The organism is Rothia sp. P6271 (assembly GCF_048512995.1).
Taxonomy (GTDB): domain Bacteria; phylum Actinomycetota; class Actinomycetes; order Actinomycetales; family Micrococcaceae; genus Rothia.
Map to the genome: position 1 here is coordinate 25,949 of NZ_JBLXXV010000011.1, position 26,186 is coordinate 52,134.

At 47.2% G+C, this 26,186-nt stretch carries 23 protein-coding genes and 1 tRNA gene; 12 read left to right on the top strand and 12 right to left on the bottom strand.

Annotation, left to right across the window (positions count from 1 at the left end; genetic code table 11):
• Positions 1-5: 5 nt before the first annotated feature.
• Together ACN08X_RS07720 and ACN08X_RS07725 are read right to left on the bottom strand one after the other, a co-directional pair.
• Positions 6-1,199: a globin domain-containing protein gene (locus tag ACN08X_RS07720; protein ID WP_419102370.1), complete on the bottom strand. Its 1,194-nt coding sequence runs from the start codon at positions 1,197-1,199 to the stop codon at positions 6-8.
• 138 nt (positions 1,200-1,337) lie between these two features.
• Complete coding sequence (locus ACN08X_RS07725; protein ID WP_419108397.1) at positions 1,338-1,790, bottom strand: RrF2 family transcriptional regulator; 453 nt, start codon at positions 1,788-1,790, stop codon at positions 1,338-1,340.
• A gap of 354 nt (positions 1,791-2,144) precedes the next feature.
• Here ACN08X_RS07725 and ACN08X_RS07730 point away from each other — a divergent pair, with 354 nt between their 5' ends.
• Positions 2,145-2,513 carry a hypothetical protein gene (locus ACN08X_RS07730; RefSeq protein ID WP_419102368.1) on the top strand — a complete coding sequence of 123 codons (369 nt, stop codon included), beginning with the start codon at positions 2,145-2,147 and terminating at the stop codon, positions 2,511-2,513.
• Between the two features lie 120 nt (positions 2,514-2,633).
• Here the strand turns inward: ACN08X_RS07730 and ACN08X_RS07735 are convergent, their stop codons facing one another.
• Both ACN08X_RS07735 and ACN08X_RS07740 read right to left on the bottom strand, forming a co-directional pair.
• Positions 2,634-4,121: a sugar ABC transporter ATP-binding protein gene (locus tag ACN08X_RS07735; protein ID WP_419108398.1), complete on the bottom strand. Its 1,488-nt coding sequence runs from the start codon at positions 4,119-4,121 to the stop codon at positions 2,634-2,636.
• Between the two features lie 227 nt (positions 4,122-4,348).
• The gene (locus ACN08X_RS07740) at positions 4,349-6,211 is read right to left on the bottom strand and encodes a phosphoenolpyruvate carboxykinase (GTP) (RefSeq protein ID WP_419108399.1); all 1,863 of its coding nucleotides are present in this window, start codon (positions 6,209-6,211) and stop codon (positions 4,349-4,351) included.
• Positions 6,212-6,657: 446 nt separating this feature from the next.
• Between ACN08X_RS07740 and ACN08X_RS07745 the strand changes: the two genes are divergently transcribed.
• The 3 genes from ACN08X_RS07745 (at position 6,658) to ACN08X_RS07755 (ending at position 8,212) form a co-directional block, all read left to right on the top strand.
• Positions 6,658-6,733: transfer RNA gene (locus tag ACN08X_RS07745), tRNA-Arg, on the top strand.
• 212 nt (positions 6,734-6,945) lie between these two features.
• Positions 6,946-7,266, top strand: a complete 321-nt coding sequence (locus tag ACN08X_RS07750) for a 2Fe-2S iron-sulfur cluster-binding protein (protein WP_419102365.1) — start codon at positions 6,946-6,948, stop codon at positions 7,264-7,266.
• Position 7,267: 1 nt separating this feature from the next.
• Positions 7,268-8,212 carry a DUF4232 domain-containing protein gene (locus ACN08X_RS07755; protein WP_419108400.1) on the top strand — a complete coding sequence of 315 codons (945 nt, stop codon included), beginning with the start codon at positions 7,268-7,270 and terminating at the stop codon, positions 8,210-8,212.
• Between the two features lie 42 nt (positions 8,213-8,254).
• Here the strand turns inward: ACN08X_RS07755 and ACN08X_RS07760 are convergent, their stop codons facing one another.
• A complete protein-coding gene (locus ACN08X_RS07760) occupies positions 8,255-8,845 on the bottom strand; it encodes a malonic semialdehyde reductase (RefSeq protein WP_419108401.1) in 591 nt (196 codons plus the stop codon).
• A gap of 148 nt (positions 8,846-8,993) precedes the next feature.
• Here ACN08X_RS07760 and ACN08X_RS07765 point away from each other — a divergent pair, with 148 nt between their 5' ends.
• The 5 genes from ACN08X_RS07765 to ACN08X_RS07785 all read left to right on the top strand — a co-directional run bounded on the left by ACN08X_RS07765 (position 8,994) and on the right by ACN08X_RS07785 (position 15,132).
• Positions 8,994-10,058, top strand: coding sequence for a pseudouridine synthase (locus tag ACN08X_RS07765; protein WP_419108402.1), 1,065 nt, complete (start codon positions 8,994-8,996; stop codon positions 10,056-10,058).
• 83 nt (positions 10,059-10,141) lie between these two features.
• Positions 10,142-11,404, top strand: a complete 1,263-nt coding sequence (locus tag ACN08X_RS07770) for a glycoside hydrolase family 76 protein (protein ID WP_419102361.1) — start codon at positions 10,142-10,144, stop codon at positions 11,402-11,404.
• Between the two features lie 191 nt (positions 11,405-11,595).
• Positions 11,596-12,828, top strand: coding sequence for an MFS transporter (locus ACN08X_RS07775; RefSeq protein WP_419108403.1), 1,233 nt, complete (start codon positions 11,596-11,598; stop codon positions 12,826-12,828).
• A 311-nt stretch (positions 12,829-13,139) separates the two neighbouring features.
• On the top strand, positions 13,140-13,367 hold the full coding sequence (locus ACN08X_RS07780; protein ID WP_419108404.1) for a hypothetical protein: 228 nt from the start codon (positions 13,140-13,142) through the stop codon (positions 13,365-13,367).
• Between the two features lie 586 nt (positions 13,368-13,953).
• The gene (locus ACN08X_RS07785; RefSeq protein WP_419108405.1) at positions 13,954-15,132 is read left to right on the top strand and encodes a glycosyltransferase 87 family protein; all 1,179 of its coding nucleotides are present in this window, start codon (positions 13,954-13,956) and stop codon (positions 15,130-15,132) included.
• Positions 15,133-15,291: 159 nt separating this feature from the next.
• Here the strand turns inward: ACN08X_RS07785 and ACN08X_RS07790 are convergent, their stop codons facing one another.
• Positions 15,292-16,788, bottom strand: coding sequence for a SulP family inorganic anion transporter (locus ACN08X_RS07790; protein WP_419108406.1), 1,497 nt, complete (start codon positions 16,786-16,788; stop codon positions 15,292-15,294).
• 161 nt (positions 16,789-16,949) lie between these two features.
• Here ACN08X_RS07790 and tgt point away from each other — a divergent pair, with 161 nt between their 5' ends.
• A complete protein-coding gene (gene tgt, locus ACN08X_RS07795) occupies positions 16,950-18,254 on the top strand; it encodes a tRNA guanosine(34) transglycosylase Tgt (RefSeq protein WP_419108409.1) in 1,305 nt (434 codons plus the stop codon).
• A gap of 75 nt (positions 18,255-18,329) precedes the next feature.
• Positions 18,330-18,785 carry a hypothetical protein gene (locus ACN08X_RS07800; RefSeq protein ID WP_419107455.1) on the top strand — a complete coding sequence of 152 codons (456 nt, stop codon included), beginning with the start codon at positions 18,330-18,332 and terminating at the stop codon, positions 18,783-18,785.
• 98 nt (positions 18,786-18,883) lie between these two features.
• Here the strand turns inward: ACN08X_RS07800 and ykgO are convergent, their stop codons facing one another.
• From ykgO to ACN08X_RS07830, 6 genes are all read right to left on the bottom strand, one after another.
• The gene (gene ykgO / locus ACN08X_RS07805) at positions 18,884-19,006 is read right to left on the bottom strand and encodes a type B 50S ribosomal protein L36 (RefSeq protein ID WP_419102357.1); all 123 of its coding nucleotides are present in this window, start codon (positions 19,004-19,006) and stop codon (positions 18,884-18,886) included.
• 34 nt (positions 19,007-19,040) lie between these two features.
• Positions 19,041-20,141, bottom strand: coding sequence for a GTP-binding protein (locus ACN08X_RS07810; RefSeq protein WP_419108407.1), 1,101 nt, complete (start codon positions 20,139-20,141; stop codon positions 19,041-19,043).
• Positions 20,142-20,357: 216 nt separating this feature from the next.
• Positions 20,358-21,728, bottom strand: coding sequence for an amino acid permease (locus ACN08X_RS07815; protein ID WP_419108410.1), 1,371 nt, complete (start codon positions 21,726-21,728; stop codon positions 20,358-20,360).
• A gap of 268 nt (positions 21,729-21,996) precedes the next feature.
• On the bottom strand, positions 21,997-23,427 hold the full coding sequence (locus ACN08X_RS07820; protein ID WP_419106231.1) for an amino acid permease: 1,431 nt from the start codon (positions 23,425-23,427) through the stop codon (positions 21,997-21,999).
• A 153-nt stretch (positions 23,428-23,580) separates the two neighbouring features.
• Positions 23,581-24,273: a queuosine precursor transporter gene (locus tag ACN08X_RS07825; RefSeq protein WP_419103820.1), complete on the bottom strand. Its 693-nt coding sequence runs from the start codon at positions 24,271-24,273 to the stop codon at positions 23,581-23,583.
• 241 nt (positions 24,274-24,514) lie between these two features.
• Positions 24,515-25,318, bottom strand: a complete 804-nt coding sequence (locus tag ACN08X_RS07830; RefSeq protein WP_419108408.1) for a hydroxymethylpyrimidine/phosphomethylpyrimidine kinase — start codon at positions 25,316-25,318, stop codon at positions 24,515-24,517.
• Positions 25,319-25,468: 150 nt separating this feature from the next.
• On the opposite strand from ACN08X_RS07830, the gene ACN08X_RS07835 reads away from it, so the two are divergent.
• Positions 25,469-26,134, top strand: coding sequence for a TetR/AcrR family transcriptional regulator (locus tag ACN08X_RS07835; protein ID WP_419103822.1), 666 nt, complete (start codon positions 25,469-25,471; stop codon positions 26,132-26,134).
• Positions 26,135-26,186: the final 52 nt, after the last annotated feature.

The window sequence follows — 26,186 nt, forward strand, 5'->3', positions numbered from 1 at the left end:
GAGAATTAGTGTTGTGCTGCGCGGGCGGTGTCGCGAAGCATCCACTGGTCAGGACCAAAAATTTCGTATTGGATACGAACACCGGGGATACCTGCGTCAATGAGTTGGCTTCTTGCGTTCTTCATGAAGGGAAGAGGCCCGCATAGGTATGCCATGGCGTTGGGGTCGATATCGAGTTGGGTGATATCTAGTCGCCCTTGATGTTCTCCGTCGTGGGAGTCTTCAAAGAATCGCACAATTTTTCCGTTCTGCAGTGAAGAGACGAGTTTTTCTGCTTCTTCACGTAGTGGCCAGCTTTCGGGGGTGCGGTCGCTATGTACGAGGACGACTTCACGGGTGGAGTTTTCGCGTACCATTTCGTCGAGGAAAGCGATCATAGGGGTGATGCCGATACCTGCGGAGAAGAGGTAGAGGGGGCTGTTTCCGTCGTCGCCAAACCCGCCGAGGGTGATGTCGCCGTAGGGGTTGGAGAGCTGGATGATGTCGCCGACTTTGAGTGCGTGGTGAATTTTTGTCATTTCACCGTTGGGGTCAAGTTTGCTGGCAATGCGGCGCTGGTTTTCTCCGGCTGGTAGCAGGGTGTATTGTCGGGCTTGGTTGAGGCCGTCTTCAGCTTTTGCGATGAGGCTGACGTATTGTCCTGCTTTTGCTGGGGTGAGGGGGACGTCGTTAGCTGCTTCAAAGGTCATGTCGACGACGTTATCGCCGGTTTCTACGCGTTTGATGAGGCGGAAGGGGGCGTGCATAACATCATTTGCTTGGGAAGCGTAGAGGCCTTTTTCGATGTTGATGAGGGCGTTGCCCATGAGCCAGTATACTTCGCTCCAGGCTTCGGCTACTTCTGGGGTGCAGGCGTCTCCGAGGTCTGCGGCGATGGCTTCAAAGAGGTATTTGTAGACGGTGGTGTATTCGACGGCTTGGAGTCCGAGGGATGCGTGTTTGTGGGCAACACGTGAGAGGACTTCGTCGGGGTATTTGTCGGGGTTTTTGAAGATGTAGTCTGCGAAGATGACGACGGAACCGGCGAGTGCTTGGGGTTGGGTTCCTTCGAGTTGGGAGGAACGTGAGAACATTCCGTCCATGAGGTCTGGTCGTGCGGCAAACATTCGGCGGTAGAACTCTGGGGTGATATGTGGCATTCGTTCTGCGACGACTGCCAGTGTTGCCTCGATGATGGGGCGTGACTTTTCTGAAAGCATGTGATGTCTCCTTAGTGACAGGTTGTGTATAAACCCGTTATTAAATTAGCATATTTCATGCAAGAATTACGTATTGGGAAACAAAAAGCAGGTCATCTCAATCAAGAGACAACCTGCCATAGCACAGCAAAAAGGCTATTACCCCTTACCAGAAGGCGATAATCCTAGTTGAATAAAAACCGGTTGCAATTGCTTCTGCGTCGGCAACGAAGAGATAACAACAGGGTCCAACACCTCATAAAACGCCTGACGAGCACGCGCCAAATGAACACGTACATCACACTCAGTATTGAGCAGACAAGAACTTTTTGCACCTTCACATTCAACAATCGGGCTATCGCGCTCAGTATGCCGCAACAACTGCCCAATCGTCACTTTCCGACCTTCTTCAGAGAGTTTCACACCCCCTGCGCGCCCTCGACTTGAAAGCACCCAACCCTGATGAGCTAAGAAAGCAACTGATTTTGTCACATGGTGATAAGGAGTTCCTACCCCTTCAGCAATAGCCTGAGTAGAGAGCTGATGCCCCTCAGCGCCAGAAAGTAGCATCATGATGCGTAAAGAAACATCTGAAAACGCTGTAAGTCGCATACGCTCACCTCCCATAGACTTTGCACAAAAGACAACAATAAAACTGTATCTGTTAGAAGAGAAAAACCCGAATAAAACTCCCTGACACTCAGGCACAGAAGTGTTTATTACCCTGATAAAACCCAAAAAATGTCCTTTTTTATGTCAAAAGTTTTCCTATCTCAGCTAACGACACTCCCGCCGTGTCCCCTAATTTGTTGTGCAAGGGGTAATATGTATAAAGCATTTGCATTTTAAGATTCCTCAGTGAATCTACTTGCACGAACCTCGTGTGGCGGGTATGCCCGATACATCAAGGATCTTCGGCAACAACGCAATAGACTTTTTTCACTCGAAACTAAGAAAGGGATTTCAATGTCCTCTCTAGAATCCTCAATTCAGGAACTCCTCTCCATCGAGGGCGCTTCCGGTGCAGCACTTGTTGATATTTCTTCTGGTATGGCTCTCGCTTCTGGCGGTGCTCCCGGTTTTGATTTGACCGTTGCTGCAGCAGGTAACTCTAACGTAGTTCGCGCAAAGCTCAAGACCATGACCGACCTTGGCCTTGGCGGAAACATTGAAGACATTATGATTACCCTCTCTAGCCAGTACCACCTCGTGAACGTACTCAACGCTTCTGAGACTTCAGGTCTTTTCGTTTACCTCGTACTTGACCGCAACACCGCTAACTTGGCACTTGCGCGCCACAAGCTCAACAGCATTGCTTCACGCATTTCCCTCTAAACTTCTTCGTTTCTAGAGGTACGAAATAAGGGTGTATCGTCTCGTCACACGAAACGATACACCCTTATTCTTTAAATAATATTTGGGGTCTACCTTTGAAAGGTAGACCCCAAATATTATTTAAAGCTCGTCGTCGCCAATAGCAGCTTCCATCAACGTATCTTCAGTAGCTTCTTCATTACTCTGAATAGACACCAGCTTGCCGTCGTGCATCACAGCGATACGGTTGCACAGCTCAATCAATTCAGACATATCCGAACCAATCAGAATAATCGAGGTACCTTTTTCTGTGAGTTCCTTAAGCATCTTGTAAATTTCAGATTTAGCGCTCACATCAATGCCACGAGTGGGGTGGTTAAGAATCAGAATCTCACAGTCAGTAGTCATCCACCGAGCGAGCGCAACCTTCTGTTGATCACCGCCAGAAAGTTTACCGACTTCACTTTGAATGTTAGTGGTCTTGATATGAAGCTTCTGGATTTGGTCAGCAACCTCACGAAGAGCAGAAACCTCATGTAAGAAGCCCTCTGCATTACTTTCAATTCCCGCAGATTCCATGAGAGTCTTTGCGATAGAACGCTCATTGGCGATACCAAGCTCATCGTCATCGTCGGAAAGATAACCAATACCATACGAAACAGAGGCTTCGGGGCTTCCCAAAGTAACATCTTCACCGTTGATTTTTAGCGTCTTAAAAGTAGCTTTTTGATCAACACCGACGAGAGCTGCTGCTACCTCGTTAATACCAGAACGACGAAGACCTGTCAGACCAAGAACCTCTCCCTTATTAACGGAGAATGTCACATCTTTCAAGAAACCGTCTGCGCCACATAGTCCTTCGACCTGAAGTTTCTCATGCTCACCAGAGAATTCTTCGGGGCGCTGCCCCATAGGAATTTCACGATGGAACATCTTAAAGGCAATCTCTTGAGAGCTCATCATATTAGGGGAAATCTCGTGAGAGATAATTCCATTATCTAAAATGACGGCGCGATCAGCCAATGAACGAATCTCGTCAAGACGATGCGTAATGTAAATGACGGAACGTCCCTCTGCTACGAGACGACGAGTAATCTCGTGGAACTGATAGATTTCGTAGTCGTTAAAGGTTGCTGCTACCTCATCCATGAGCACCAGCTGAGTTTCTTCTGCTTCCATACGAACAACCTCAATGAGAGCTTGTTCAGCGCGAACCAGTTCACCCATCTTTGTGGTGGGGTCAATAGATAGACCAGCGTCATCAAGAAGTTTTTGGGCACGCTCGTTCTGTTCTTCTTCAGATTTATCGGCGTGGAATGTCGCACGGAAAATAGCTTGAGCAACAGTTAGTTCAGGATCAACTTTGAATTTCTGGCGGATAGACCCAACACCACAAGCAAGCGCTTCATCTGGGGTTTTAGGGTTATAAGGCTCTCCGGCGAGTATCATAGTGCCAGAGCTGGCAACGTCCCAGCCACCAAGAATAGATATTAACGTTGATTTTCCAGCGCCGTTCTCACCGAGTAAGCCTAGAACCTCACCTCTGGCGACGTCAAAATCGGCGCCCTTCAATGCGAGAAGGTGATCATGCTTCTTAGTTAATCCTCTAACGCTGAGCAGGTTCTCCACCGTTGCTTACCCTCCGAAAGAAATAATGCGGCGACAATACTTTATGTAAAGTATCAAGAATCTCTTATGAGATTCCTAGAATACTTTCCCCAAATAAAGATACTAATAGTAATTAGTGTCAATTAGGTAATTATATTGCACTGCGTCCCTTAAAACATCAAAAACGGCAGTAATGTGTATGAACACATCACTGCCGTTTCTGATATGACGCTCATATATTGCTGATATTACTTTCCAATGCGCTCAGCGAAAGCACGACGCTGAGCTTTAATCGCATCGGGAAGACCTTCCCCTAAGCTTTCAAGCCATTGATCGATACTTTCGAGTTCTTCACGGCATTCTTCGGGATTAACAGCCAACGCCGCACGCATTTGGTCTTCTGTAATATCCAGACCATCGGTGTCGATATCTTCTACACCCGGCACAATACCTAAAGCAGTCTCTTCGCCGTGAGCTTTTCCTTCAAGACGGTCAAAAATCCATTTAACAACGCGAGAGTTCTCACCAAAACCAGGCCACGCGAAACCTCCATCAGGTGTGCGACGGAACCAGTTCACATAGTAGATTTTGGGCATGTTCTCTTCGCCGTGCTTTTCTCCTAGAGCAAGCCAATGAGCGAAGTAGTCGTTGACGTTGTAACCGATAAAAGGCAACATCGCCATAGGGTCACGACGCACCACACCTACTGCACCTTTTGCCGCAGCAGTGGTCTCGGATGATAGCGTTGCACCGCGGAAGACACCTTCTTCCCATGTGCGCGCTTGAGAAACAAGTGGCACCGTTGTTTTACGTCGTCCACCAAAAATAATAGCGCTCAACGGAACACCGTCAGGTTCGCTAAATTCAGGTGCCAACATATCAACCTGTTCAATAGGGGTGCAGAAACGAGAGTTCGGGTGAGCTGCCGGACGCCCACAATCAGGAGTCCATGACTCACCGCGCCAGTCCGTGAGGTGTTCTGGCACATCTTCAGTTTTTCCTTCCCACCAGACAGAGTTGTCGTCAGTGAGAGCAACGTTGGTAAAGATAGTGTTGCCTTTAGCGATAGCTCGCATTGCATTAGGGTTGGTGCTCCAACCAGTACCAGGAGCAACACCAAACATTCCCGCCTCGGGGTTGACGACGTGGGGCTTACCGTCTTCGTTGAAGGTAATCCATGAGATGTCGTCGCCAATCATTTCAGCTTTCCAACCTTCGATGGTTGGCTCCATCATTGCAAAGTTTGTTTTTCCGCAAGCTGATGGGAAGGCTGCAGCCAGATAGTGGGTTTTCTGTTCGGGGTTGGTGACTTTGAGGATGAGCATATGTTCTGCCATCCATCCTTCGTCTCGCCCCATAGCGGACGCTATACGTAGTGCATAGCATTTTTTGCCGAGGAGGGCGTTTCCGCCGTAGCCAGAGCCAAAGGACCAGATCTCTCGAGTTTCGGGGAACTGAACGATGTACTTTTCTGGGTTGCATGGCCACGGCACGTCTGTTTGGCCGTCCTCTAAGGGTGCGCCGACGCTGTGAAGTGCTTTGACGAAGAACCCTTGTGTTGCAGAGAGCTTATCGAGGACTGCTGTACCGATAGTGGCCATAATGCGCATGGAGCATACGACGTAGGCAGAATCGGTGATTTCAATACCGTATTTTGGTTCGGTTGCATCGAGTGAACCCATGACAAAAGGAATAACGTACATGGTGCGTCCGCGCATGGAGCCGGCGTATAGTTTGCTCATGAGTTCGCGCATTTGTGCGGGGTCGCGCCAGTTGTTGGTGGCTCCTGCTCCTTGTTCGGTTTCTGAGCAGATGAAGGTTCGTTCTTCGACGCGGGCGACGTCGTCAGGGTCAGAGAAAGCGGCGTAAGAGTTAGGGAATTCGTGGTCAGAGAGTCGAATGAAAGTTCCGGCTTCGACAAGTTCTGACGCTAAGCGGTTGTATTCTTCTTCGCTTCCGTCAACCCAGTGGATATTTTTAGGTTGTGTCATCTGTGCAATATCTCGAACCCAGTCGATGATATCGGTGTAGGTGGTTGGTGCGTTCTCTAGCTGTTCTAGTACGGCTGTGTTGAGAGCGTTTTCATCGGTGTTTTGATGTTTGTTGCTCATTAGGAGCTTCCCCTTTTAGTGTGTTGATGGTTTCAGTACCTCGATGTGCTGAAACAACGCCCCTTGGTTGTGTTGGTTTTTGTGCGATAAACGCCAAAAGCTCCTAAATCTTTGTGCAGACGGTACTGTACCGCGCAAGGTTTAGGAGCCAAACAACCAAAGGTTGCTCACCTCATCGTGATAGACCAAGAGTATCGTCTGGGTTTTGTGGCGCTTGTGTAATTACACGTTTTTCTCCAATCATGTTGGATTTATCCGTACCAAAATAGTTTTCGCTCGTCAGAAGCTGTGTTTTTTAGAAAAAAGTGACCATTACCCCACACCAACACCCGACTTACCTACAATGAGATAAGCGTCACTCGTTTTTAATTTGTCTTTTCACCAGAAGACTCTGTAAAGTATTACCTGTTGCAACGGCAAGGGTTCAGAACCAAGCCGAGAAACATGCGCCTGTAGCTCAACGGATAGAGCATCTGACTACGGATCAGAAGGTTGGGGGTTCGAATCCCTTCGGGCGCACCACGGAAAATAAACCCGGTTCTTAGGAATCGGGTTTTATTTTTATCATCAGCTTCATAACAACAGAGAAGAACGCTCTACACACCATATTTATGGAGTATTTTCTCACACCTACTACGCACAACACAGAATAAATAGGAATAATAGTTAATCTAAGAGCGTTCCATCAGCACAAGACCAAAACATACCAACGTCATCCAAGGAGTACATCGCATATGAGCATCAACATCAACGTCACCGACGAAAACGGAGAAACCCGCTCAGCAGAGTGGGAAGAAGACCAAACACTACTTGACGCACTTCTTGCCAATCAATTCCCCGTGCTAGCAACCTGTGGCGGAAACGCCTCATGCGCAACCTGCCACGCCTTCATCGACCCAGAACACTTTGAAGCATCTGGTGAACGCACCGAAGCAGAAGAAGACCTTCTTGACATGGTAGATGACGTCGCAAATGAATACTCTCGACTATGCTGCCAAGCCGAATACGCAGAAGGCATGGACGGCGCAACGATAACACTTAAACCTGGGATGTGATATGAAAATCTTCAGTTCCCCCACCACAAGATTTCTTCCTTACTTAGCAATCGGGCTATTCGCACTCAATGCGTGCTCACAAAGCCCGCAACATCATTCTTCTGCGCCTACCCCTTCAGCAGAGACTTCCTCCCCCGCCTCTACCTCTTCTGCTTCCGCTCCAACGGCTCCACCAAAAGCAGCTGGCCCGAACCCCACAGCAGAATCTGCGACAGTAAACCCTTCTTCTGCTCCATCATCGAGTGAATCTGACGCAAAATCTGAAGAAAACGTACAGAATACTCAATCATCAGCACCTGCACAAGAGCCAGAAAGCCCTCTCACCCCAACTCAACAGCCACCGGTTACAGAGTACAGTGAGCCTCCTGTTCCACGTGGAACAGTTATTACAGTTCCTCCAGAACCTCCTATAGCTGCTCAACCTACCCGCGGTGAATCTAACGCAACGTCCCAGAGTGCACGCCCTGAGCCTGCTGTTCCAGCACCAGCTTCAACAGCGCCAGTTACAGCAAGTACCCCTACCTGCGATTATGGGCATATCCGTATCGACGCTCAAGCAAACCCCGGTGCTGGTGCTGCCGGTTCTCGTTATATTAGTTTGACGTTCAGCAACACCGGCACAACTCCGTGCTCTCTTAGCGGTTACCCAGGCGTGAACTATGTAGATGCAAATGGGCACCAGATTGGGGCAAGCGCGGTACCAGCTGGAGAATGGACAAGTTCAGGTAAGGTCTTACGTTCTCAGGAGTCTGCAACAGCAATTCTTAGAGAAACCCGAGCCGGTCTTTATAGCGAACAAATGTGCCAACCAACAACAGCTGCCGGCTATCGTGTGCACATCCCTGGAACTTCAAACTCGTTAGTGTTGAAATTTCCAGCAGAAGCATGCTCCAATGATTCTGTCGCGCAGCTTAGCATTGGGCAGATAGGCGCCAGCTCCTCATAAGATTCATCTAGCTGGCACCTATTCCTGCCAGCTAGATGAAAGTTAAAGAATCTCTGCAACTTCCTCAAAACTAAAACGTGGATTTCGTTTGTACGGGGTTGGCGTACTATACCCGATGTTCACGATCATAAAGGCACGTTGCTTTCCGTCTGGGAAGAACTCCTGGTTGATAGCAGAGAAGTTTGCGCCGGTCATTGGCCCAGCAGATAATCCGAGCGCACGAATAGCAGTGATGAGATATCCTGCAGAAAGTGTTGCTGATTGTTCAGCAGAATGAAGACGTGATTCTTCTCGTGAGAACTTTTGCGCAGCATGCGCCATCGACGGGTTAAATTGCTCAAATTTGTCAACCCAACAGGTGTCAAAACTGAGGATAGCGCTCACAGGCGCTTGCTGAATCTGCGGCTGGTTTGACGGCGCTACATGAGGTAGCAGACGTTCTCGGGCAGTGGTGCTTCTCAAAAAGGTCAGGCGCAAAGGTTGAGAGTTAAACGCTGTCGGACCCATTTTAGTGAGGTCATATATTGTACGTAGCTGTTCTTCAGTAACCTCTTGATGAGTGAACCGGTATGCGGTGCGCGGTTGCACAAAAATTTTATGAAGAATTTCTGTATCGAGGGGCTCTAGTGTCATGATGATCCTCTTGAACTAACGAATTAATTGCTACTAAGCATAAACTTTTCTTCTCCTCTCATAAAAGGGGTTGTTGGGGTTCTTTACGTTATCGTTGGTGTTATCTTTTTGTTTCTTTGTGTGTCTCATATGTCAAAGTGTGGTGTTCATGGCTGGTCGAAGTCGCAGACGTCTTCTTACTAAACCGCTGCCTCAGCGTCTGGGCATTGACCCTATCTCGCTCAGACTCCCCCTCGAGTTTCCCGAAGATTTACGTGCACGGGTAGATACCCCTACCCCCACCATTGCGCAGTATCTTATTGCCCGTTTTTATCCTGATACGCCAGAGGTTGTTAACCGTCTCTTTCACCGTAGAGAGGTTGTCGCTGGGGACGGAGTGCCCTTACCTGCCGATGCGCCTTTTGAAGGCGGTTTAACAATTTGGTATTACCGTGAACTGTCTCAAGAACCTCAACTACCTGATGATATTCCTGTTCTTTATGAGGATGAGTGGATTCTTGTAGTAGATAAACCACACTTTTTACCCACCACTCCTCGCGGCATGTTTGTTGCGCAAACAGCGTTAACCAAATTGCGAGTTCAGCATCAGAATCCGTTACTTTCGCCGGTGCATCGTTTAGATAGAGCGACGGCGGGTGTTTTAGTTTTTTCAAAGGTTCCCCAGAGCCGTGGCCCTTTTCAGACGTTGTTTCAGAGCCGCCGCATTGTCAAAGAGTATGAGGCAGTTGCCCCACTGATTCCTCAGTTGGAGGGTTCGGCTTCCCCATGGCAGGTGGTACGTAGTCACATCGTTAAAAATCGTCAGCAAGTTCAAGTTATTCAGCATTCTGAACAGCAGTGTCTGAGTCTAGGACTTGAGCCTAATGCGCTCTCTGAGGTTGAGTTAGTTCGAAGTATTCACTATTCGACGGAGCAGCTTCATCAGCTGAGACTGGAGCATAATCCTCGTCTTGTAGCCCCTAACTCGCGTAATCTTTATGGGGTATATCGCCTGAAACCTCATAGTGGTAAAACTCACCAGTTACGTGCCCATATGCTCCTTTTAGGTGCCCCTATTCTTGGTGACACTCTCTACCCTACGGTGTGTCATGAGTTTCCTGATGAACAGAATTTACCGCTACAGTTACTTGCCAAGAGGATTTCTCTTAGACACCCGCTAACGGGAGAAGATCTTGTCGTCACGAGTTCACGAACTTTGGCTTTAGCCCAATAGTTAGGGTCAGTACTGAGGGAACGGTAAAGGTTTAGACTTTTCTTCGTACTCGGTTATTGGGTTTCTCTCACTGAAGGAGATATATGGAGCAGGCACCTAGTCGCAAGTCGCATCGTTATGAGATTTCAGAGGCCGAAAGTCGCCAGCTAAAAGCTGAGTATGCTCAAACTATGAGCATGCGGGCTGAAACTGCTGGTTCTTCGGTATTACACTTTTTTGCTCAGCGTGCATTATCCATTCCTGGTACTCTTTTGGGGGCTCCTCAGGTGCCTGATTGCCGTTCAGTTAAAGAACGTTTGACGCATTGGCATTTTTGGTGGCAGGCACATTTCTTGGATTGTGCTCTTGATGCGTCATTCCGCGCTCATCGACATATGGATTCTTCACAGGCGACGAGATGGTTTGAACGTTCTCAACAGATTTTACGCGGTATTCGGGCTAGAAATTTTGGTCTCTACACGAATACTTTCTACGACGATATGGCGTGGCTTGCTCTCGCTGTGGGGCGTATGAATGCGTTATCTGAGCTGTTGTATGGTCGCGGGTATATGCCAGCACAAGATGCAGGGGTGCAACTTTTTAAGGCGTTACGTCGAGGTGCTACGGACCATCTTGGTGGTGGAATGTTTTGGTCTACTGACCATGATTTTAAAAATACTCCGGCTACTGCTCCTGCAGCTCTAGCTTTTGCACGGGCACATCAGCACGATCAGGCGCGTGCTCTTGTTGATTGGCTTCAAGAGAATTTGTGGGATGAACAGCGTCGTGCATATCTTGATGGTATTAAGATTCTTTCCGAGCAGTCTCAACTAGAAGATTCTCTCTTTTCGTATAATCAGGGCCCTATTTTGTCTGCTCTTCTTGAAATTCACGGTGTGGGTATGCCTTTACCGGATAAAGTTCAAGACCATATTTCCGCTTTGCTTGAGGGAATAGTCGAACATTTTACAGAGGATTTTGATATTTCTGATACGGAACGTTTGAGGATTCTTCGCACAGGCAAAGATGGTGATGGTGGCCTGTTTACCGGTATTCTTGTCCGATATTTGGCTCAAGTTGCGCTCTCTGCCAACGTTAAAGAATCTTCTCGTTCTCTTGCTGGTGATTTAGTGGTTCATACAGCAGAAGTTTTGTGGGAAGGCAGAAGAGAATTTGATCCAACATTGCCGGTCAACGAGGCGGGAATTGATGTTCGTGAGATTCGTGGGGAGCCGGTCGTTCTTTTCTCTCCGGATATTCTTCAACATTCTTCGCAAACGTTAGTGCCTGGTGCTCCGGTGGAACTGTCGTCTCAGCTTCAGGGGTGGATGATTCTTGAGGCTGCTGCACGGGTGTTAGAACAATAAGTTTTACACTCATTTTGAGTAGTGGTGCTTTAAAATGTAGTCCATGATGTTCTCAGCATAAAAAGGGAAAATAGAGACAAAACGGTATCTCGCTTAAATTGTTCTGCGATTAAGTTGTACAGGAATGATGAGAAACCTGTACAACCAGATAATCTATATCTAAAACACGTTTTGAATCACAGAAATCAAATATGCCTAATATTTTTCGTGCTCTCTGGTCTGGAGAGCTGCTCAGCTTCACCTCAACGCAGTTCATATTATTTATACTCCCTATCATAGCCATATCTTCACTTAATCTTGAGAATTCTCAGGTCTCTGCCATTAATGTTGCGGTAGGGGTTGGCACGCTTTCTTTTCTTCTTTTGTTGCAGCGTCTGGGTGATTCTCACAAGAAGATTATGCTTCTTTCTTTATGTTCTCTTATACGGGCGCTATTGTGCTTCTCAGTTAGCTACTTGCTGGCTATCGGTGAGTTCAAGATTGTCTTTCTTTTCTTCTTCGCGTTTCTTATTTCGGGGATTACGGTTTTCTACGACAGCTTGTTCTCGTCCTTGATTCCTGCGGTGATTGATAAAAAGTATATTCCTCGGGCAAATCGATGGTTTGCCAGCCTTCATTCGGTGGCAGATATAGTCGTTGGTGCTGCCGCTGGAGTTGCATTTGGCATGATGAACAGTTCAAATCTCTTCATAATTTTTGGTGTCCTGTATGCGTTGTCGTTGATTGGACCGGTATCTGCCGCGAGAAGTTACAGGGGTGTCGCTGATACCGAACAAAAGGTTTCGGAAGATACCCATACAGGGTATTGGGCAGGGTTAACTTTCTTAGTGAGGGACAACATCCAGTTTCCACTGACCAAGAGTATCGTTTACTTTAACTTTATAACCTCAGGAATTCAGGCAGTCTATATTATTTATCTGCTTCGGAACACAGATTTTTCGGTACTTAGTTTAGGTGTTGCGAGTTCTCTTGGTGGGGTCCTTGGAGTTATTCTTGCTCATTTTTCTGGTCGAAAGGTAGATACCTTAAAACCGTATTATGTCCTCATCGTGACTTTTCTGCTTCCGGTTGTCTCTGGGGTTGGAATCTATATTTCTCAGTATTTTAATAATGTTTTTTCGATTGTTATCGTGGGAGTTTCGCTTGCCTTATGGTCTAGCTCTATGATGATTAATATTTCGATTTCGGAGACGCTTAAGCATCTTTTGGTTCCGCATGATGTGTTGGGAAGGTTCTCGATGTCTCAGCGGTTGTTAACGTGGGGAGCTGATCCGTTGGGTGCTGTTCTCGCATCTTTTCTTTTAGCGTATTTGCAGGCTGGTACGGTATTTATCGTATTTCTGTTGTTGCTGTGCGTATCGCCGTTGTGGGTTATAGTTTCAGGCGAGATAAGAAAACTTCCGGTTTTATCTGAAAACGGCTAATTAGCCTATGTGTAGAGTTCATCTTAGTGAACGTCATTGTGTGGATATTCTGTAAATCACGTTCTTTGAGCTTTGTTCTATCTTCAAGGAAGGTGGGGTGAGAGTGTGATGTGGGGTATTTTGACAAGATGAAATAGGAGAACTTCTTGTATGGCCCGTTGTTTTGTTTTGTATAAGACTGTAGTATAAAAAATTAATGATTTGCGCTTCAAAAGGTGCAATTTTATGGGCAGAGATACTGCTCATAAGGTCTTTCTTGATGGGCTTCTAAAGCATATTGCGAGGACGCATAAAGTAAAGGGGGTAAGCACATGGATAAGTTCGTTGCTTTTCTTGTCACTGTAGCAGTTTTATTATTCATGCCATTACCTATTGCGTTAGTGCTCAGTGGAGGGGAACTCTTTACCAGCGGATGGGCAGGAATTTCAAAAGAATTCTGGGTTACCTATTGTTTTGGTATGGTGACTTTTTTGGCTAGCCTAGCATGGCACGTCTGGAAAGATTCACACTCTACTAAGGGCAAGAAGACCCAGAAATAGTAGTTGATTTTTTCATCGCATCGTTAGTGTCAGCGCGTGACTTTTGTTGAGAAGTCACGCGCTGAGTGTTTCTTTCGAGCTGTCTTCACATTTTTCCCGTAGGAGCGTCCAGAAGAATCTGAGGCAGCTAAGATTTAACTCTTCTCATCTTCTTCTACTGAAGCCTGAACGAACGCCGAAGAGAAGAACCCCCTCTTGTAAGTAACCCCTGCTTGGACCCACCAAATATGGAACTTACTAGGTATCTTGACTGAATATATGTCATACTAATTTTGTTCAAATGTTAAACTCAAAGGTTGCTCATATCGCCATATGGCGTATTCTTGCCCTTCTGTGCAAGCAGCTCAGAACGGATACCTTTTGCATCAAATTCTGCGAGCCACCTCAAGATGAAAGTTATTTTGAACGCTTCACACTAACAGTTATTATAAAAATTCTTAATTTTCTATCTAGAGGCAATTAAAATAATATGCTAAAGTGACTTGTATCATCTTTATTGCTTCCAAAACCCACCCAAGGAGTTATCATGAGTAAAGAATATATCACAAATCACACCTTTTGCAGTAACCAATAAGCAAAAATATAAATGGGAAATATAAAACATCATAAAGTATTTTTACTCGCAGTATCTTACGGGGTATTAGTAGCCTCTATTAGAACATCTCTTATACATCTTCATATTGGGTATAATCCAGTAGATTACGGTGTCTATAAAAATGTAAGCAGTCTCCTGCAACACGGCTTAAGTATCTACGACAATGATGCTATTGGAACATATGTAGAACAGGGACTTCCTTTTGTATACACACCTTTCTCTGCCATAATACTCTATCCCTTAGGATATTTCCCAGAACCTTTAGGTGTATTTACTTGGACTTTTTTAAACGCAATTTTACTATTTTATATAGTCAAGATATCTATTAATGATATTAGCGGAATAAAAATATTTTTATTTTCACTAATTTTTTCGTCGTTTAATATCATAGCTCAGCACTTTATGTTTGGGCAAATAAATATAATACTATGCTTTTTATGTCTTTATGACTTGCTTCGCAAGAACATAAAGGTGCTCCCCCGAGGTATATTAATAGGAATCGCTGCAGGAATTAAACTGACCCCCGCGCTATTTATCGCATTTTTCTTATTTTCAAAGAGATGGAAATATTTTATTTATTCTTCTATTTCATTTTTGATAACAGTCATTATAGGTTTTCTTTTTACTCCCCACAATACGGTGGAATATTTTACCTCTAAAATCTTTAACCTCTCTTCAGTAGTAGACTTAGGCCAAAACTTTTCAACGTCGGGGAATAGCTCAATACAAGGTGTTATCTCTAGATGGACTGGTAATCACGACAGTGCACTAGTTGCCTTACTTTCACTTTTTGTAATATCAATATCGTTCATAGCAGCATCGCGTCTATTACAATTAGGTGATTATCTAGCTGTAGCTTCTATCATTGGAGTCGCGTCATGCCTGCTCTCACCAGTATCGTGGTTACACCATTGGGTCTGGGCTGTTCCTTCAATCATATGGCTCCTACGCTCAACCCGACAGCTGTTTAAGATACCTCTTGCAGTAGCATGGTCGCTAGTATGTATGGTCCAAGGAACAGATTTAGGTGACTATCTTGCATCAGTTGGTGCACCACTACTATTTTACGAGTTCTTCCGATCATCACTTGTGTTGTGCGGAATACTTTGGATTATATACATGTTTGCGAACACCACTAGAAGAATTTTAAATAATAAAACGGGGCTATAATCGGTCAGTACCGACATAGCCCCGTGGCAAACAGTGATATGCAGTATTGCATGCATCATCAAAAATGTAGAGTTGAGTTAGATTCTACTGCGACGCTTTCAACCACAATACGCAGGAATAGGTCCTGCGATGCATTTTTAGTTGGTGTTACGTAGCTCTTTAGCCAAGTTTTCCGCTAAGACGGTTATTCATTCCGTGGCTCATCTCGTTCAGACCAAAAACTGTTGCTGTTTTCCCAAGAGTCTCATACTTAAAAATAATGGAATCTAATGCTGAAACAGTAGAAGCATCCCACACATGAGAGTTACTCAAATCAATCACAATATTCTTGGGGTCATCACTATACGAGAACTGGTAGTACAAGTCGTTTGATGAGGCGAAGAATAATGGGCCGTTGACACTGTACGTTACAGTATTTTCGCCCTGCACAGCACGCTCCACCGTGACCACATGGGCAACACGTCGAGCAAAAAGAACCATCGCAACAAGAATACCGACACCAACACCAAGAGCAAGATTATGTGTACCGACAGTAACAAGCACCGTCATCAGCATGACGGCGGTCTCTGCTCGTGGCATAGCTTTAAGGGTGCTCCAGCGTACGGAATGCCAGTTAAATGTACTAATAGCAACAAGAATCATGACAGCAACAAGCGCAGCCATAGGAATTCTCGCAACGATATCTCCAAGAACAACAGAGAGCACCAAAACAAAAATTCCTGCACAGAAAGTAGAAACACGTGAACGAGCGTTACCTGTTTTAACGTTAATCATGGTTTGCCCAATCATGGCGCATCCTCCCATACCGCCAAAGGCTGCAGTAACGATATTCGCCACACCCTGTCCCCATGATTCACGGGTTTTATTGGAATGAGTGTCCGTAATATCATCGACCAGTTTTGCGGTCATGAGGGATTCGACCAGACCCACAAATGCCATAGCGAGCGCAAAGGGGAAAATGGTTTTAAGAGTTTCTACAGTGAGCGGTACGTCGATAACGCTCAACACCGGCAATGAATGTGGAAGATCGCCATATTCACCGACAGTAGGCACTTTAATACCCGCGTATATTGTCACGGCGGTGAGAAGAATAATAGCGATGAGAGGCGCTGGAATAGTTGTGGTGATTTTAGGGAGACCAAACACAATGATGAGTCCAACAACAACTAGCGGATAGACGGCGAAAGGCACGTCGATGAGCTGTGGTAGTTGAGAAGAAAAAATCAGGATAGCGAGCGCGTTGACGAAGCCGACCATGACTTGGCGCGGAATAAAACGCATGAGTTTAGCGACGCCGAAAACTGCTAGAAGTATTTGAAGAACTCCGGCAAGGAGCACTGCTGCAATGAGGTGGGGCAATCCGTGGGTTGCCATAAGTGGTGCGATAACGAGGGCGGTAGATCCTGCTGCGCCGGATATCATGGCGCGACGTCCACCAGTTATGGCGATAGTTGTTGCCATGGTGAAGCAGGCGAAGAGCCCAACTTGCGGGTCTACTCCGGCGACGACGGAGAATGCGAGTGCTTCGGGGATGAGCGCTAACGCGGTGACGAGTCCGGCGAGTATTTCGATGAGTAAGAGTTTGGGGTGTTTGAGGACGGTGAGTGTTACTCCACGTTGTGTGGGGCTTAGTGCGGGGTGGGCTGTGGTGTGCATGCTCTCTTTTGCCGGTTGTGTGGTGACAGAATATTTGAACAAGCCTAGCAGGGTTATGTGCTGGTGTCTGATGTGGGGAGTGTGAGTTAGCACGGCTTAGTGTGTGCAGGTGCGGATGTCATGGAGTCTGTAGCTGGCGACCGAGTAGACTAGTGTCCGTGCTGAATACTGATTTTTCTAATCCAACATTTTCTTTTGAGCTGGGTGAGCGTCTTGCCGAGCGTGAGCAGATTTCTGCTGAACGTACTGCTGCTAATGGTGGTGAGTTTCGTGGTAGAACTGGTGTGATTCATACTCCTCATGGTGATATTCAAACTCCTGCTTTTACTCCGGTGGGGACGAAGGCAACGGTTAAGGCTGTTTTGCCTGAGGCGATGAAGGAGCTTGGTTCGCAGGCTCTTTTGGCGAATGCGTATCACTTGTATTTGCAGCCGGGGCCTGATGTTCTTGACACTGCTGGTGGTCTTGGTCGTTTTATGAATTGGTCGGGTCCAACGTTTACCGATTCTGGTGGTTTTCAGGTGATGAGCTTAGGTTCTGGGTTCAAAAAGGTGATTGATATGGGCACCGTTGAGCAGGCTCGCGGTGTTGATGGGCGTCCGTTGGGTGATGATGATGTTGCTCGTGGGCGTGAGCGTATGGCGCATGTTGATGATGATGGCGTTAATTTTAAGTCTCATATTAATGGCAGTATGCACCGGTTTACGCCTGAGGTGTCGATGCAGGTTCAGCATAAAATTGGTGCTGACATTATGTTTGCTTTTGATGAGTTGACGACGCTTTATAATTCTCGTCGTTATCAGGAGAAGGCGTTAGAGCGTACTCGTTTGTGGGCTTTGCGTTGTATTGCTGAGCATGAGCGTTTGACGGTTGAGCGTTCTGATAAGCCGTATCAGGCTTTGTTTGGTGTTATTCAGGGCGCCCAGTATGAGGATTTACGTCGGCAGGCTTGTCGTGATTTGGGTGCGATGCCGTTTGATGGTTTTGGTATTGGTGGCGCTTTAGAAAAAGAGAATTTGGGGACGATTGTTCGCTGGTGTACTGAGGAGTTGCCGGAGAATAAGCCTCGTCATCTTTTGGGTATTTCTGAGCCGGACGATATTTTTACCGGTATTGAGAATGGTGTTGATACTTTTGACTGTGTTTCGCCGACTCGTGTTGCCCGTAATTCTGCGGTATATACCCCTGATGGGCGTATGAATTTGACGAATGCTCGTTTTAAGACTGATTTTCGTCCGATTTTTGAGGGTTGCGATTGTTATACCTGCGGTCATTACACTCGTGCGTATCTTCATCACTTGTTTAAGGCTGAAGAGCGTTTGTCTGCGACGTTGGCGTCTATCCATAATGAGCGTTTTATTGTGAAGATGGTTGATGATGCTCGTGAAGCAATTAATCAGGGTGATTATTTTGCGTATCGTGATGAGTTTCTCGGTAATTATTATTCTGATCGTCGCCCTGAGTAGGGTTTATTCTTTTTCTGATTTTTTGGAGGTTTTGTGTCGGGTTTTCCGTTAGATCATGTTTCTGAGAATGAGGTTGTGAGTGTTTCTCATGATTTTGTGGTCAGTTCTGATGAGTTGTTGGCTGCGTTTACTTCGCGTGATCTCTTTTTGCAGTGGTATCCGCCGCGTGGTTGGTCAGTTCAGCCGGATACGGTGACTTTTGAGCCTCAGCGTGGTGGGCGTGTTCAGCTGGCGATGAAGCATGAGTCTGAGCTGAATGTTTTTGCTCCGGTGTATCTTCGTTTTGAGTCGATTTCTCTTGAGGGTTTGGAGTTGGTGGAGTCTATTGCTGGGCCGATGGGTGAGCCGACGGATCATTTGATGGGTATTCGTATTGGTTTTGTTCCGGGTACGGTGATTACGTCTTCTGGTGTTGGTGAAGGTATTACGGTGAAGGTTGAGGTAGGTCCGTTGCCGGAGCAGGTTCATGATGATGTGGCTGCTACGTGGAAGGGTTCTTTGACGAAGTTGGAGGAGGTTCTTTCTTCGTAGTTGTCGCCTATTTTAGGTGGTGGTAAGCCCCTGCTGTGTCCTCGTGGTTCGTTGGTGTTCTTTTGGAGGTGGTACAGCAGGGGCTTTTTGGTGGGGTTTTAGCCTTGGCGGGCTTTGTATCGTGGGTTTTTCTTGTTGATGACGTAGGTTTTTCCGCGTCTGCGGACGACTTGTGCTCCGGGTAGGTTTTTGAGTGAGCGTAGTGATTTACGAACTTTCATGTTTTTCCTTTTCTGGGTGGGTGTTGGTTCCTCGTTAGCTGGTGCTGTTGAGGAGGTTTTCTGCTATTTCTTCTCCAGTGATAATGCATTGGTTGAGAAGCTCTTGGAGTTCGGTGGGGTTGAGGTCGTCTCCGGTGATGGCGATGGTGTTGTGTGGTTCTTGTTGTTCCCATTGCCCTTGTTGTTCGAGCCAGACGAAGGGGCCGATGCCTTCGATGGCGATACGTTCTGAACCGTAGCTGTTGATGCAGAGTGTTCCGCGAAGTCGGCAGTTGCCTTCTGCTAGGTGTGGTAGTGCGGAGGCGAATCTGTCGTGGTGGAGGATTCCGGAGGTTGTGAGGACGACGGTGGTGAAGTTTTTTCCGGTGCGTATGGCGGTGTTGATAGGTGTGTGTTGTGGGGTTTCGTTGGTGATGGGGGTGAGTTCTTGGGTGTTGATTCCTAGGTGTCCGGCTTGTGCTCGTTGAATGCTGTCTTCTCGTTGGTGGCATCCGCAGATGGGTTGTGTTGTTTCTGTGCAGGAGATGATTTTTAGGTGTGTTCCGAGGTGTGCGAGGAGTTCTTGGGCGCGGTGTTTTTCGGCGTCGGTGCTGTGGGTGAAAGGTATTTCTGAGGTGATGGCGGTGTCTGCCCAGGCGATTTCGGTGATGATGAATTCTCCGGGGGTTCGTTCGTCTTCGCAGCCGCCGTTGAGGCCTCGTTGTTCGAGGGGTTTGTTGTCCCAGAGTTCGTCTTCGATGGTGCTGATGTCGAGGGCGAGGATGGCGCTGTGTATGTGGTGTTCTAGTTTTTCTGCGACGTTGATGACGGTGTTGAGGGATACTCCTGGTGGTAGGAGGATGAGAATGTCTTCTGTGTTATCTGATAGTTGTAGGCAGTCGGAGAGGAGGAGTGTAGTTGCGCAGGATGAGCAGTTACTTTTGAGGATGATGTCGGTGGTTTTGGTGATTTCGTGGTGGTTTCGGGTGACTCGTATGGTGATTTTTTCGGGGTGCGCGTTTTCTTCGGGGTCGAGGATGTCGAAGCTGAGGATGGTAGGCGTGGTCTCTGCGTTGTTTTTAAGCGCTTTGAGGGCGGTATTGAGGGCGTTGTCTCGTGCCCAATGGCTTAGTGATGAGATAGCTGTGATGGACATACACCTAAGCATAAATGAGAATCGTTCTCATGTAAACTTCAGAAGAAGCATGTTGTTCGACACGAGATATTAAACGCCAAGGCCCCCTTGAGGCGGGGGCCTTGAGCAACACACAGACATTGAATGCATGAGAAGATCACGCGTTCTAATACCTATAGTCTAAACGATAACGATTCTCATATACAAGAGTTGTGCAGAAAAAGTTTTAATAAAACATCAAGCCTCTGAAGAAGACCCACTAGCACGCCGAGCCTCCTCAAACGCACTCTCATCCACGACATGAACCTTACGTACCACCGCAAAATACATCATCGTCAAAACCACAAAATACGCAACCCCAACCGTAGCAGGAGCAATCGTCCCCTGAGTAGCAAAAAGCGCAGACCATACGGCACAAAGTCCTACAATTCCCAGAGCACCCGTCGCACGACCGCCCCAAAGACGAAACGCAGACGAATTACCTTCAACACGTTTAAACGCAAGATACGCCAAAAGAATCAGCACCCACACCGTCAAAGCACTCACCATAACCAGCGTAATCATCGTGCCAAAAGCATCACCAGGTTTAAACACTGCCAAAAGAATAGCTAAAACAACACCCAGCGTAGAAAGCCACATCGCCCGAACAGGAATACCTTGACGATTCGTACGAGACATCATCCGAGGAGCCATAGAATCAGCAGCCAAAGAATGCATCAAACGAGTACCCGCATAAAGATTTGCATTCGCCGCAGAAAGCGAAGCCACCAACACCACAAGGTTAGTAATCGTCGCAATCGCAGGAATACCCAGCTCAGAGAACACCAACACAAAAGGTGAACCCTCAACTTCCCCATTAAACGTTGCAGCCTGACGCCAAGGAATCACCGAAACAACCACAAACAACGAAAGAATATAAAACGTTGCAAGACGCCACATCATCGCTTTGGCAGAAGAACGCACCGAACGAGCCGGATTTTTCGCTTCAGCAGCAGAAATAGAAATCATCTCAATACCGCCAAAAGAAAACATCACAATCGCCAACGAAAGCCACACAGACTTAATACCGCCCGGCATAAAACCACCATCATCACTCAAATGCGCAATACCCGTAGCAGCATGCCCCGGCAGACCGAAGAACACCAAGCACAAACCCACCAGAATAAAGGCACTCAGCGCAATCACCTTCACCGACGATAAAGCAAACTCCATCACGCCAAAATAATGCACAGAACGAATATTCAACAGAATAATCAGAGCACCAAAAGCCACAATACCGACCCACAACGGAAGCTGAGGCCACCAAAACTTTAGATAAGAAGCCACCGCAACAAGCTCAATACCGGTAATGACCATGGTGCACGTCCAATAAGCCCAACGCGTCAAAAATCCGGCGAAAGGCCCAAGATACTTACCAGCGATAGACCCAAAACCGCCACGCACCGGAGAATGAACTGCCATCTCCCCCGTTGCTCCGCCAATAATGGCAGCAAGCAAAGAGCCACAAGCATACGAGAGAATAACTGCTGGACCAGCTAACGCAATAGCGCTACCAGAGCCAAGGAAAAGCCCCGTACCTAATGCTGAGCCCAACACAATCATCGTCATCTGACCATGGGTCAAAGAACGCTTAAGGTTTCGAGAATCTTCGAATGTAGATCTAGTCACCGAAGTTGCCACAATATATATCCTTTATGATGCGAGAGTTCCTCGTCCTCCGTAGAGTTTTCAAAACTACCAAAAGATAGACAGAACCCTCAAAAAGATGAAGAAGATAAACAAAAAGAGAAGAAAAACGTTACGGTTCGCACCATATGATGCGCGATAGTTCATATCAACCGTGCAATATGGTGCGAACCGTCTAGTGTGTTATCCACTAGTTTTGATAATGCTCAACATGTGAACGAGCCTCTTCAAAAGCAGTGTCATCAACGTGTTGACGAGAGCGAACACCTGCAAAATAGACCACAGTGATGAGGGCGAAGAAGCCAACACCAACCATCGCAGAAGTGGTCATATTACCAATGAAGAAAAGCGCTAAAAAGGTTGCAAAAACACCAATTAGACCTAGTGAAGCAGTTGCAGAACCGCCCCATACACGGAATGGAGAACTGTTACCCTCAACGCGTTTAAAGCTGATGTAGCTCAGAAGAATCATCGTCCACGTAACAAGGACGCAGAGAATGACCAAAGCCATCATCAACGAGAAAATACCGCCAACACCAGAAATAGCCATCACAATAGCAACAACAGAGCCAAGCATCGAAACGCCTAAAGCAAGTGCCGGAATACCCTGCGAGGTGGTTCGCGCAAAAATTGCGGGCGCCATACGATCGTGTCCCAAGGCGTGAAGCTGCCGTGTTGCGGCGTAAAGGGCGGCATTAGCTCCAGAAAGAGCAGCAATCAGAACAACAAAGTTAGTGATACCCGCAATATAGGGGATGTTCAGTTGAGAGAAGACGAGTACAAAAGGAGAGGTCTCAATCTCTCCGTGAAGGGATGAGGCTTCACGCCAAGGAATGATAGAAACGACAACGAAAAGTGCTAGTACATAGAACGTTGCAAGACGCCACATCATCGCTTTTGCGGATGCTCGAACTGAGCGCACGGGGTCTTTCGCCTCTGCAGCAGAGATAGAGATGAGTTCGATACCGCCGAAGGAGAACATCACGATAGCCAAGGCGAGCCAGATTGAGGACAATCCATTTGGCATGAATCCGCCGTCGTTGGTGAGGTTTTGGATACCAACTGCGGGGCTTGATGGAAGACCAACAAAGACCAGCAATAAGCCAAAGATGATGAAAACGATTACGGCAATAACTTTGATGGAAGAAAGGAAGAATTCAAGTGTTCCAAAAGATTTAACGCTCGTGAGGTTCAGCCCCACAATGATTGCCCCTGAGAGGGCAACCCATATCCAGAGGGGTACGGTGGGGTACCAGTAGGTCATGTATTGTCCGACGGCTACAAGTTCGGCGCCGGTGAGAGGTACAGTCGTCGCCCAATATGCCCATCGTGTAGTGTATCCGGCGTAGGGGCCGAGGAATTTTCCGGCGAGTGTGCCAAAGCCACCACGAACGGGATAGCGTACGGCCATTTCACCGGCACAAGCGCCGATGATTGCGGCAATGAGTGAGCCAATCATGTAGGAGATAATGACGGCTGGGCCGGCAATGGCAATGGCTCCGCCAGAGCCGAGAAATAGTCCTGTGCCGACGGCTAGTCCGAGGGCAATCATGGTCATTTGACCGTGGCTCAGTGAGCGTTCGAGTCCGCCGTCTGGGGTGGGTTCTTGTTGAGAAGCCATGGGGTGTACCTTATGGGTGTGGATGGTAATGCATATACATGCATACTGGATGATACATATGCTACAGCTCTTGGCTCACTCTTTCGGAGTTTTGTTCAGATTATGGTCTTTTAGATGCGCCACATCTTATCTTCTCTATACAGCATCACGAATCTACGAAGAAGCCGTCTCAGATACGCTCCGATAAGTTGGCTCATTCTTCTTAAACCACGAAATCACCGGAACAGTGACGGGCATCAGCACAAGTTCGACAAGACATTTATAGAAATAGCCGACAAGAACATAATTGAGGTAATTATCAAAAGTACTAATTCCAAGAATCGGTGCAGCAACCGTGCAGAAAATAATAGTGTCCGCAAGTTCGCCTACTAAGGTAGATCCAACAAGCCGTCCAACAAGGAACTTACCGTCAAAACGTTTTTTCATGGCAACCATAACCCATGAGTTCAGTAGCTGCCCAATAAGGTATCCAGCAAGAGAGCCAGCAACAATCAACGGCACCGGACCCAGCACAGCTTCTAAGGCTTGTTGGTTCTCGTAGTAGTCTGCACTCGGAAGTTTAATGAGTATCCAGAAACTAAGGCTTGCAAAAGCTGCCGCTAGAAACGAGATAATAATGACTCTGCGAGTGCGCGCAAAACCATAAATTTCGGAGAGAACATCCCCAATAATGTAAGCCAAGGGAAAGAGGAAGAAACCGCCGTCAGTGAGGATACTGCCGAAAGCAACACCTTTCGTGGCAGCAATGTTAGAGAGGATAAGAATAATAGCCGAGGCACACAGTAATAGGTCGTAGTAGGTACGAGAAGGCTGGGCATAGTGTTGTTGTGAGGCGGTGGCGGGCATAAAGTCGCTCCTTGAACTTAAATAGGTAGGGAGTGTCATTGAGATATGCTGCCCGTCTGCCACCCAGGCATTTTCTCTAGAAGAAGTATAGTGCCTTCAGGGTAGAAGATAAACTTCTGCGGTGACGAATTTTATGGTCATACATAGTATTCGTCACCGCAGAAGCTACGATGTACCCTCATATTGCGCGTTGTCATAAACACTCCAAGAGTGTTACAGCGTAGCTTGTGTAGGGATGGCGCTATTGGTTGATTTGGTAGAGCGCATCAAAGGGCGCGTTAGAACGGACGCGTTCTGCAATACCGGCACTCACAAACTTTTTCGCCTGTTGTGCTGCTTCAAGGGGCGTCTTTCCTTGCGCCAAGTAGCCGGTAATGGCAGCGGCAAGGGTACAACCTGCACCAGCGACAACTGCACCATCATCAATTTTGGGTGTTTCTAATACTTCGAGGGTGTTTCCGTCATAGTAGACGTCCACTGCATTATCACCTTCGAGTCGGATAGAACCTTTTGCCAGAACTGTTGCGCCAGACTTTTCGTGGATGATGCGCACTGCTTGCTCTAGCTCTTTAACGGTGGTGATGGAATCCATACCAGACAGGCTCATTGACTCAAAATGGTTTGGGGTGACGAAAGTTGCCAGCGGTAGAATTTTTTCTTTAAGAGCGTTGTCAATATCTAATGCGGCACCGGGTTCTTGTCCCTTACAGATAAGTACGGGGTCTAGTACGAGGTTTTTAGGGGTGTGTTCTTCAAGGAAGCGTGCCACTGTTTCGATGGTGGGAACGGTGCCGAGCATTCCAATTTTCACGGCGTCAAGATTGTAGGTTGCGTGCACTACTTCTAATTGGTCGTGCACAGTCTGAGCGTCCACGGGAACGAAGCGATGTGCCCAGTCGTTCTTAGGGTCGAATGAGACAATGCAGGTCAGTGCGAGGGAACCATAAACGCCGAGGGCTTGGAATGTTTTGAGGTCTGCTTGTGCGCCTGCTCCGCCGGTTGCCTCGTTACCGGCGATGGTTAACGCGTAGGGTCGTTTTGTCATAGCGTCAATGTACCGCGTGGTAGCGATATTCGCTCGTTTTTTACACTAAACCCGTGTTTTTGTGATTCAGGCTACTCTGCATTCTGAGATTACGCTGACAGTTTTCCGGTTTTTGTCACTATCTGAGCAAAGTTAGTATACAGTAGCGTTATGCCTAGAATTTCTGCAGCCTCAAACGCGGCACAACGCGAGAACACCAAACGTGCCATTCTCGACTCTTTTGGTCGGCTCCTCTACATGCGTGGACTACCCGGACTCACCATGACCGACGTCGCAAAAAACGCTGGTATTGGACGCACCGCAGTCTATAACTATTTTGCAGATATGGGCGAGCTACTTGTAGCATACGCAATGGACGAAACGGACAAGTTCCTCTCCGATCTTAACGAGGGCCTTGAGGGTATTACCAACCCGATTGACAAACTTGCCGTATATATCCGCCTAGAAATTGAGCGTCTTTCCCTACACCACATGCCACCGGGGCCAGCAATGCGCTCAGTACTCTCCCCCGAGTCTTTCGCAAAACTAGGTAAGCACGTATCCGCGTTACAGATTGTTCTGGGGAAAATACTTCAAGAAGCTATCGACCAAGGTTACATTCTAGAGAACGACATTCGCGAAATGGCTCGTCTTATTCATGGTTCTCTCTCTTCTAGTGCAGAACGCACTGACGAGACACCTGACGCTAAGGCACGTCAACGTCATATTGATTCAACGATTCGTTTTATTCAAATGGGTCTAGGCGCTCGTTTTGATGAGGTTGGAAATCCTGTACGTTTGGACGGAAAGAGCCCTTATTTAGTAGCTGTTTCTTAGCCGTACACCTCTTATTTATATGCGTGGGGTTTGATAAGTTTTATCAAACCCC

Coding starts and splice junctions, on each gene's coding strand:
- ACN08X_RS07720 (WP_419102370.1), bottom strand. CDS start 1,199: ATGCTTTCAGAAAAGTCACGCCCCATCATCGAGGCAACACTGGCAGTC.
- ACN08X_RS07725 (WP_419108397.1), bottom strand. CDS start 1,790: ATGCGACTTACAGCGTTTTCAGATGTTTCTTTACGCATCATGATGCTA.
- ACN08X_RS07730 (WP_419102368.1), top strand. CDS start 2,145: ATGTCCTCTCTAGAATCCTCAATTCAGGAACTCCTCTCCATCGAGGGC.
- ACN08X_RS07740 (WP_419108399.1), bottom strand. CDS start 6,211: ATGAGCAACAAACATCAAAACACCGATGAAAACGCTCTCAACACAGCC.
- ACN08X_RS07750 (WP_419102365.1), top strand. CDS start 6,946: ATGAGCATCAACATCAACGTCACCGACGAAAACGGAGAAACCCGCTCA.
- ACN08X_RS07755 (WP_419108400.1), top strand. CDS start 7,268: ATGAAAATCTTCAGTTCCCCCACCACAAGATTTCTTCCTTACTTAGCA.
- ACN08X_RS07760 (WP_419108401.1), bottom strand. CDS start 8,845: ATGACACTAGAGCCCCTCGATACAGAAATTCTTCATAAAATTTTTGTG.
- ACN08X_RS07765 (WP_419108402.1), top strand. CDS start 8,994: ATGGCTGGTCGAAGTCGCAGACGTCTTCTTACTAAACCGCTGCCTCAG.
- ACN08X_RS07770 (WP_419102361.1), top strand. CDS start 10,142: ATGGAGCAGGCACCTAGTCGCAAGTCGCATCGTTATGAGATTTCAGAG.
- ACN08X_RS07775 (WP_419108403.1), top strand. CDS start 11,596: ATGCCTAATATTTTTCGTGCTCTCTGGTCTGGAGAGCTGCTCAGCTTC.
- ACN08X_RS07780 (WP_419108404.1), top strand. CDS start 13,140: ATGGATAAGTTCGTTGCTTTTCTTGTCACTGTAGCAGTTTTATTATTC.
- ACN08X_RS07785 (WP_419108405.1), top strand. CDS start 13,954: ATGGGAAATATAAAACATCATAAAGTATTTTTACTCGCAGTATCTTAC.
- ACN08X_RS07790 (WP_419108406.1), bottom strand. CDS start 16,788: ATGCACACCACAGCCCACCCCGCACTAAGCCCCACACAACGTGGAGTA.
- ykgO (WP_419102357.1), bottom strand. CDS start 19,006: ATGAAAGTTCGTAAATCACTACGCTCACTCAAAAACCTACCCGGAGCA.
- ACN08X_RS07810 (WP_419108407.1), bottom strand. CDS start 20,141: ATGTCCATCACAGCTATCTCATCACTAAGCCATTGGGCACGAGACAAC.
- ACN08X_RS07815 (WP_419108410.1), bottom strand. CDS start 21,728: ATGACGATGATTGTGTTGGGCTCAGCATTAGGTACGGGGCTTTTCCTT.
- ACN08X_RS07820 (WP_419106231.1), bottom strand. CDS start 23,427: ATGGCTTCTCAACAAGAACCCACCCCAGACGGCGGACTCGAACGCTCA.
- ACN08X_RS07825 (WP_419103820.1), bottom strand. CDS start 24,273: ATGCCCGCCACCGCCTCACAACAACACTATGCCCAGCCTTCTCGTACC.
- ACN08X_RS07830 (WP_419108408.1), bottom strand. CDS start 25,318: ATGACAAAACGACCCTACGCGTTAACCATCGCCGGTAACGAGGCAACC.
- ACN08X_RS07835 (WP_419103822.1), top strand. CDS start 25,469: ATGCCTAGAATTTCTGCAGCCTCAAACGCGGCACAACGCGAGAACACC.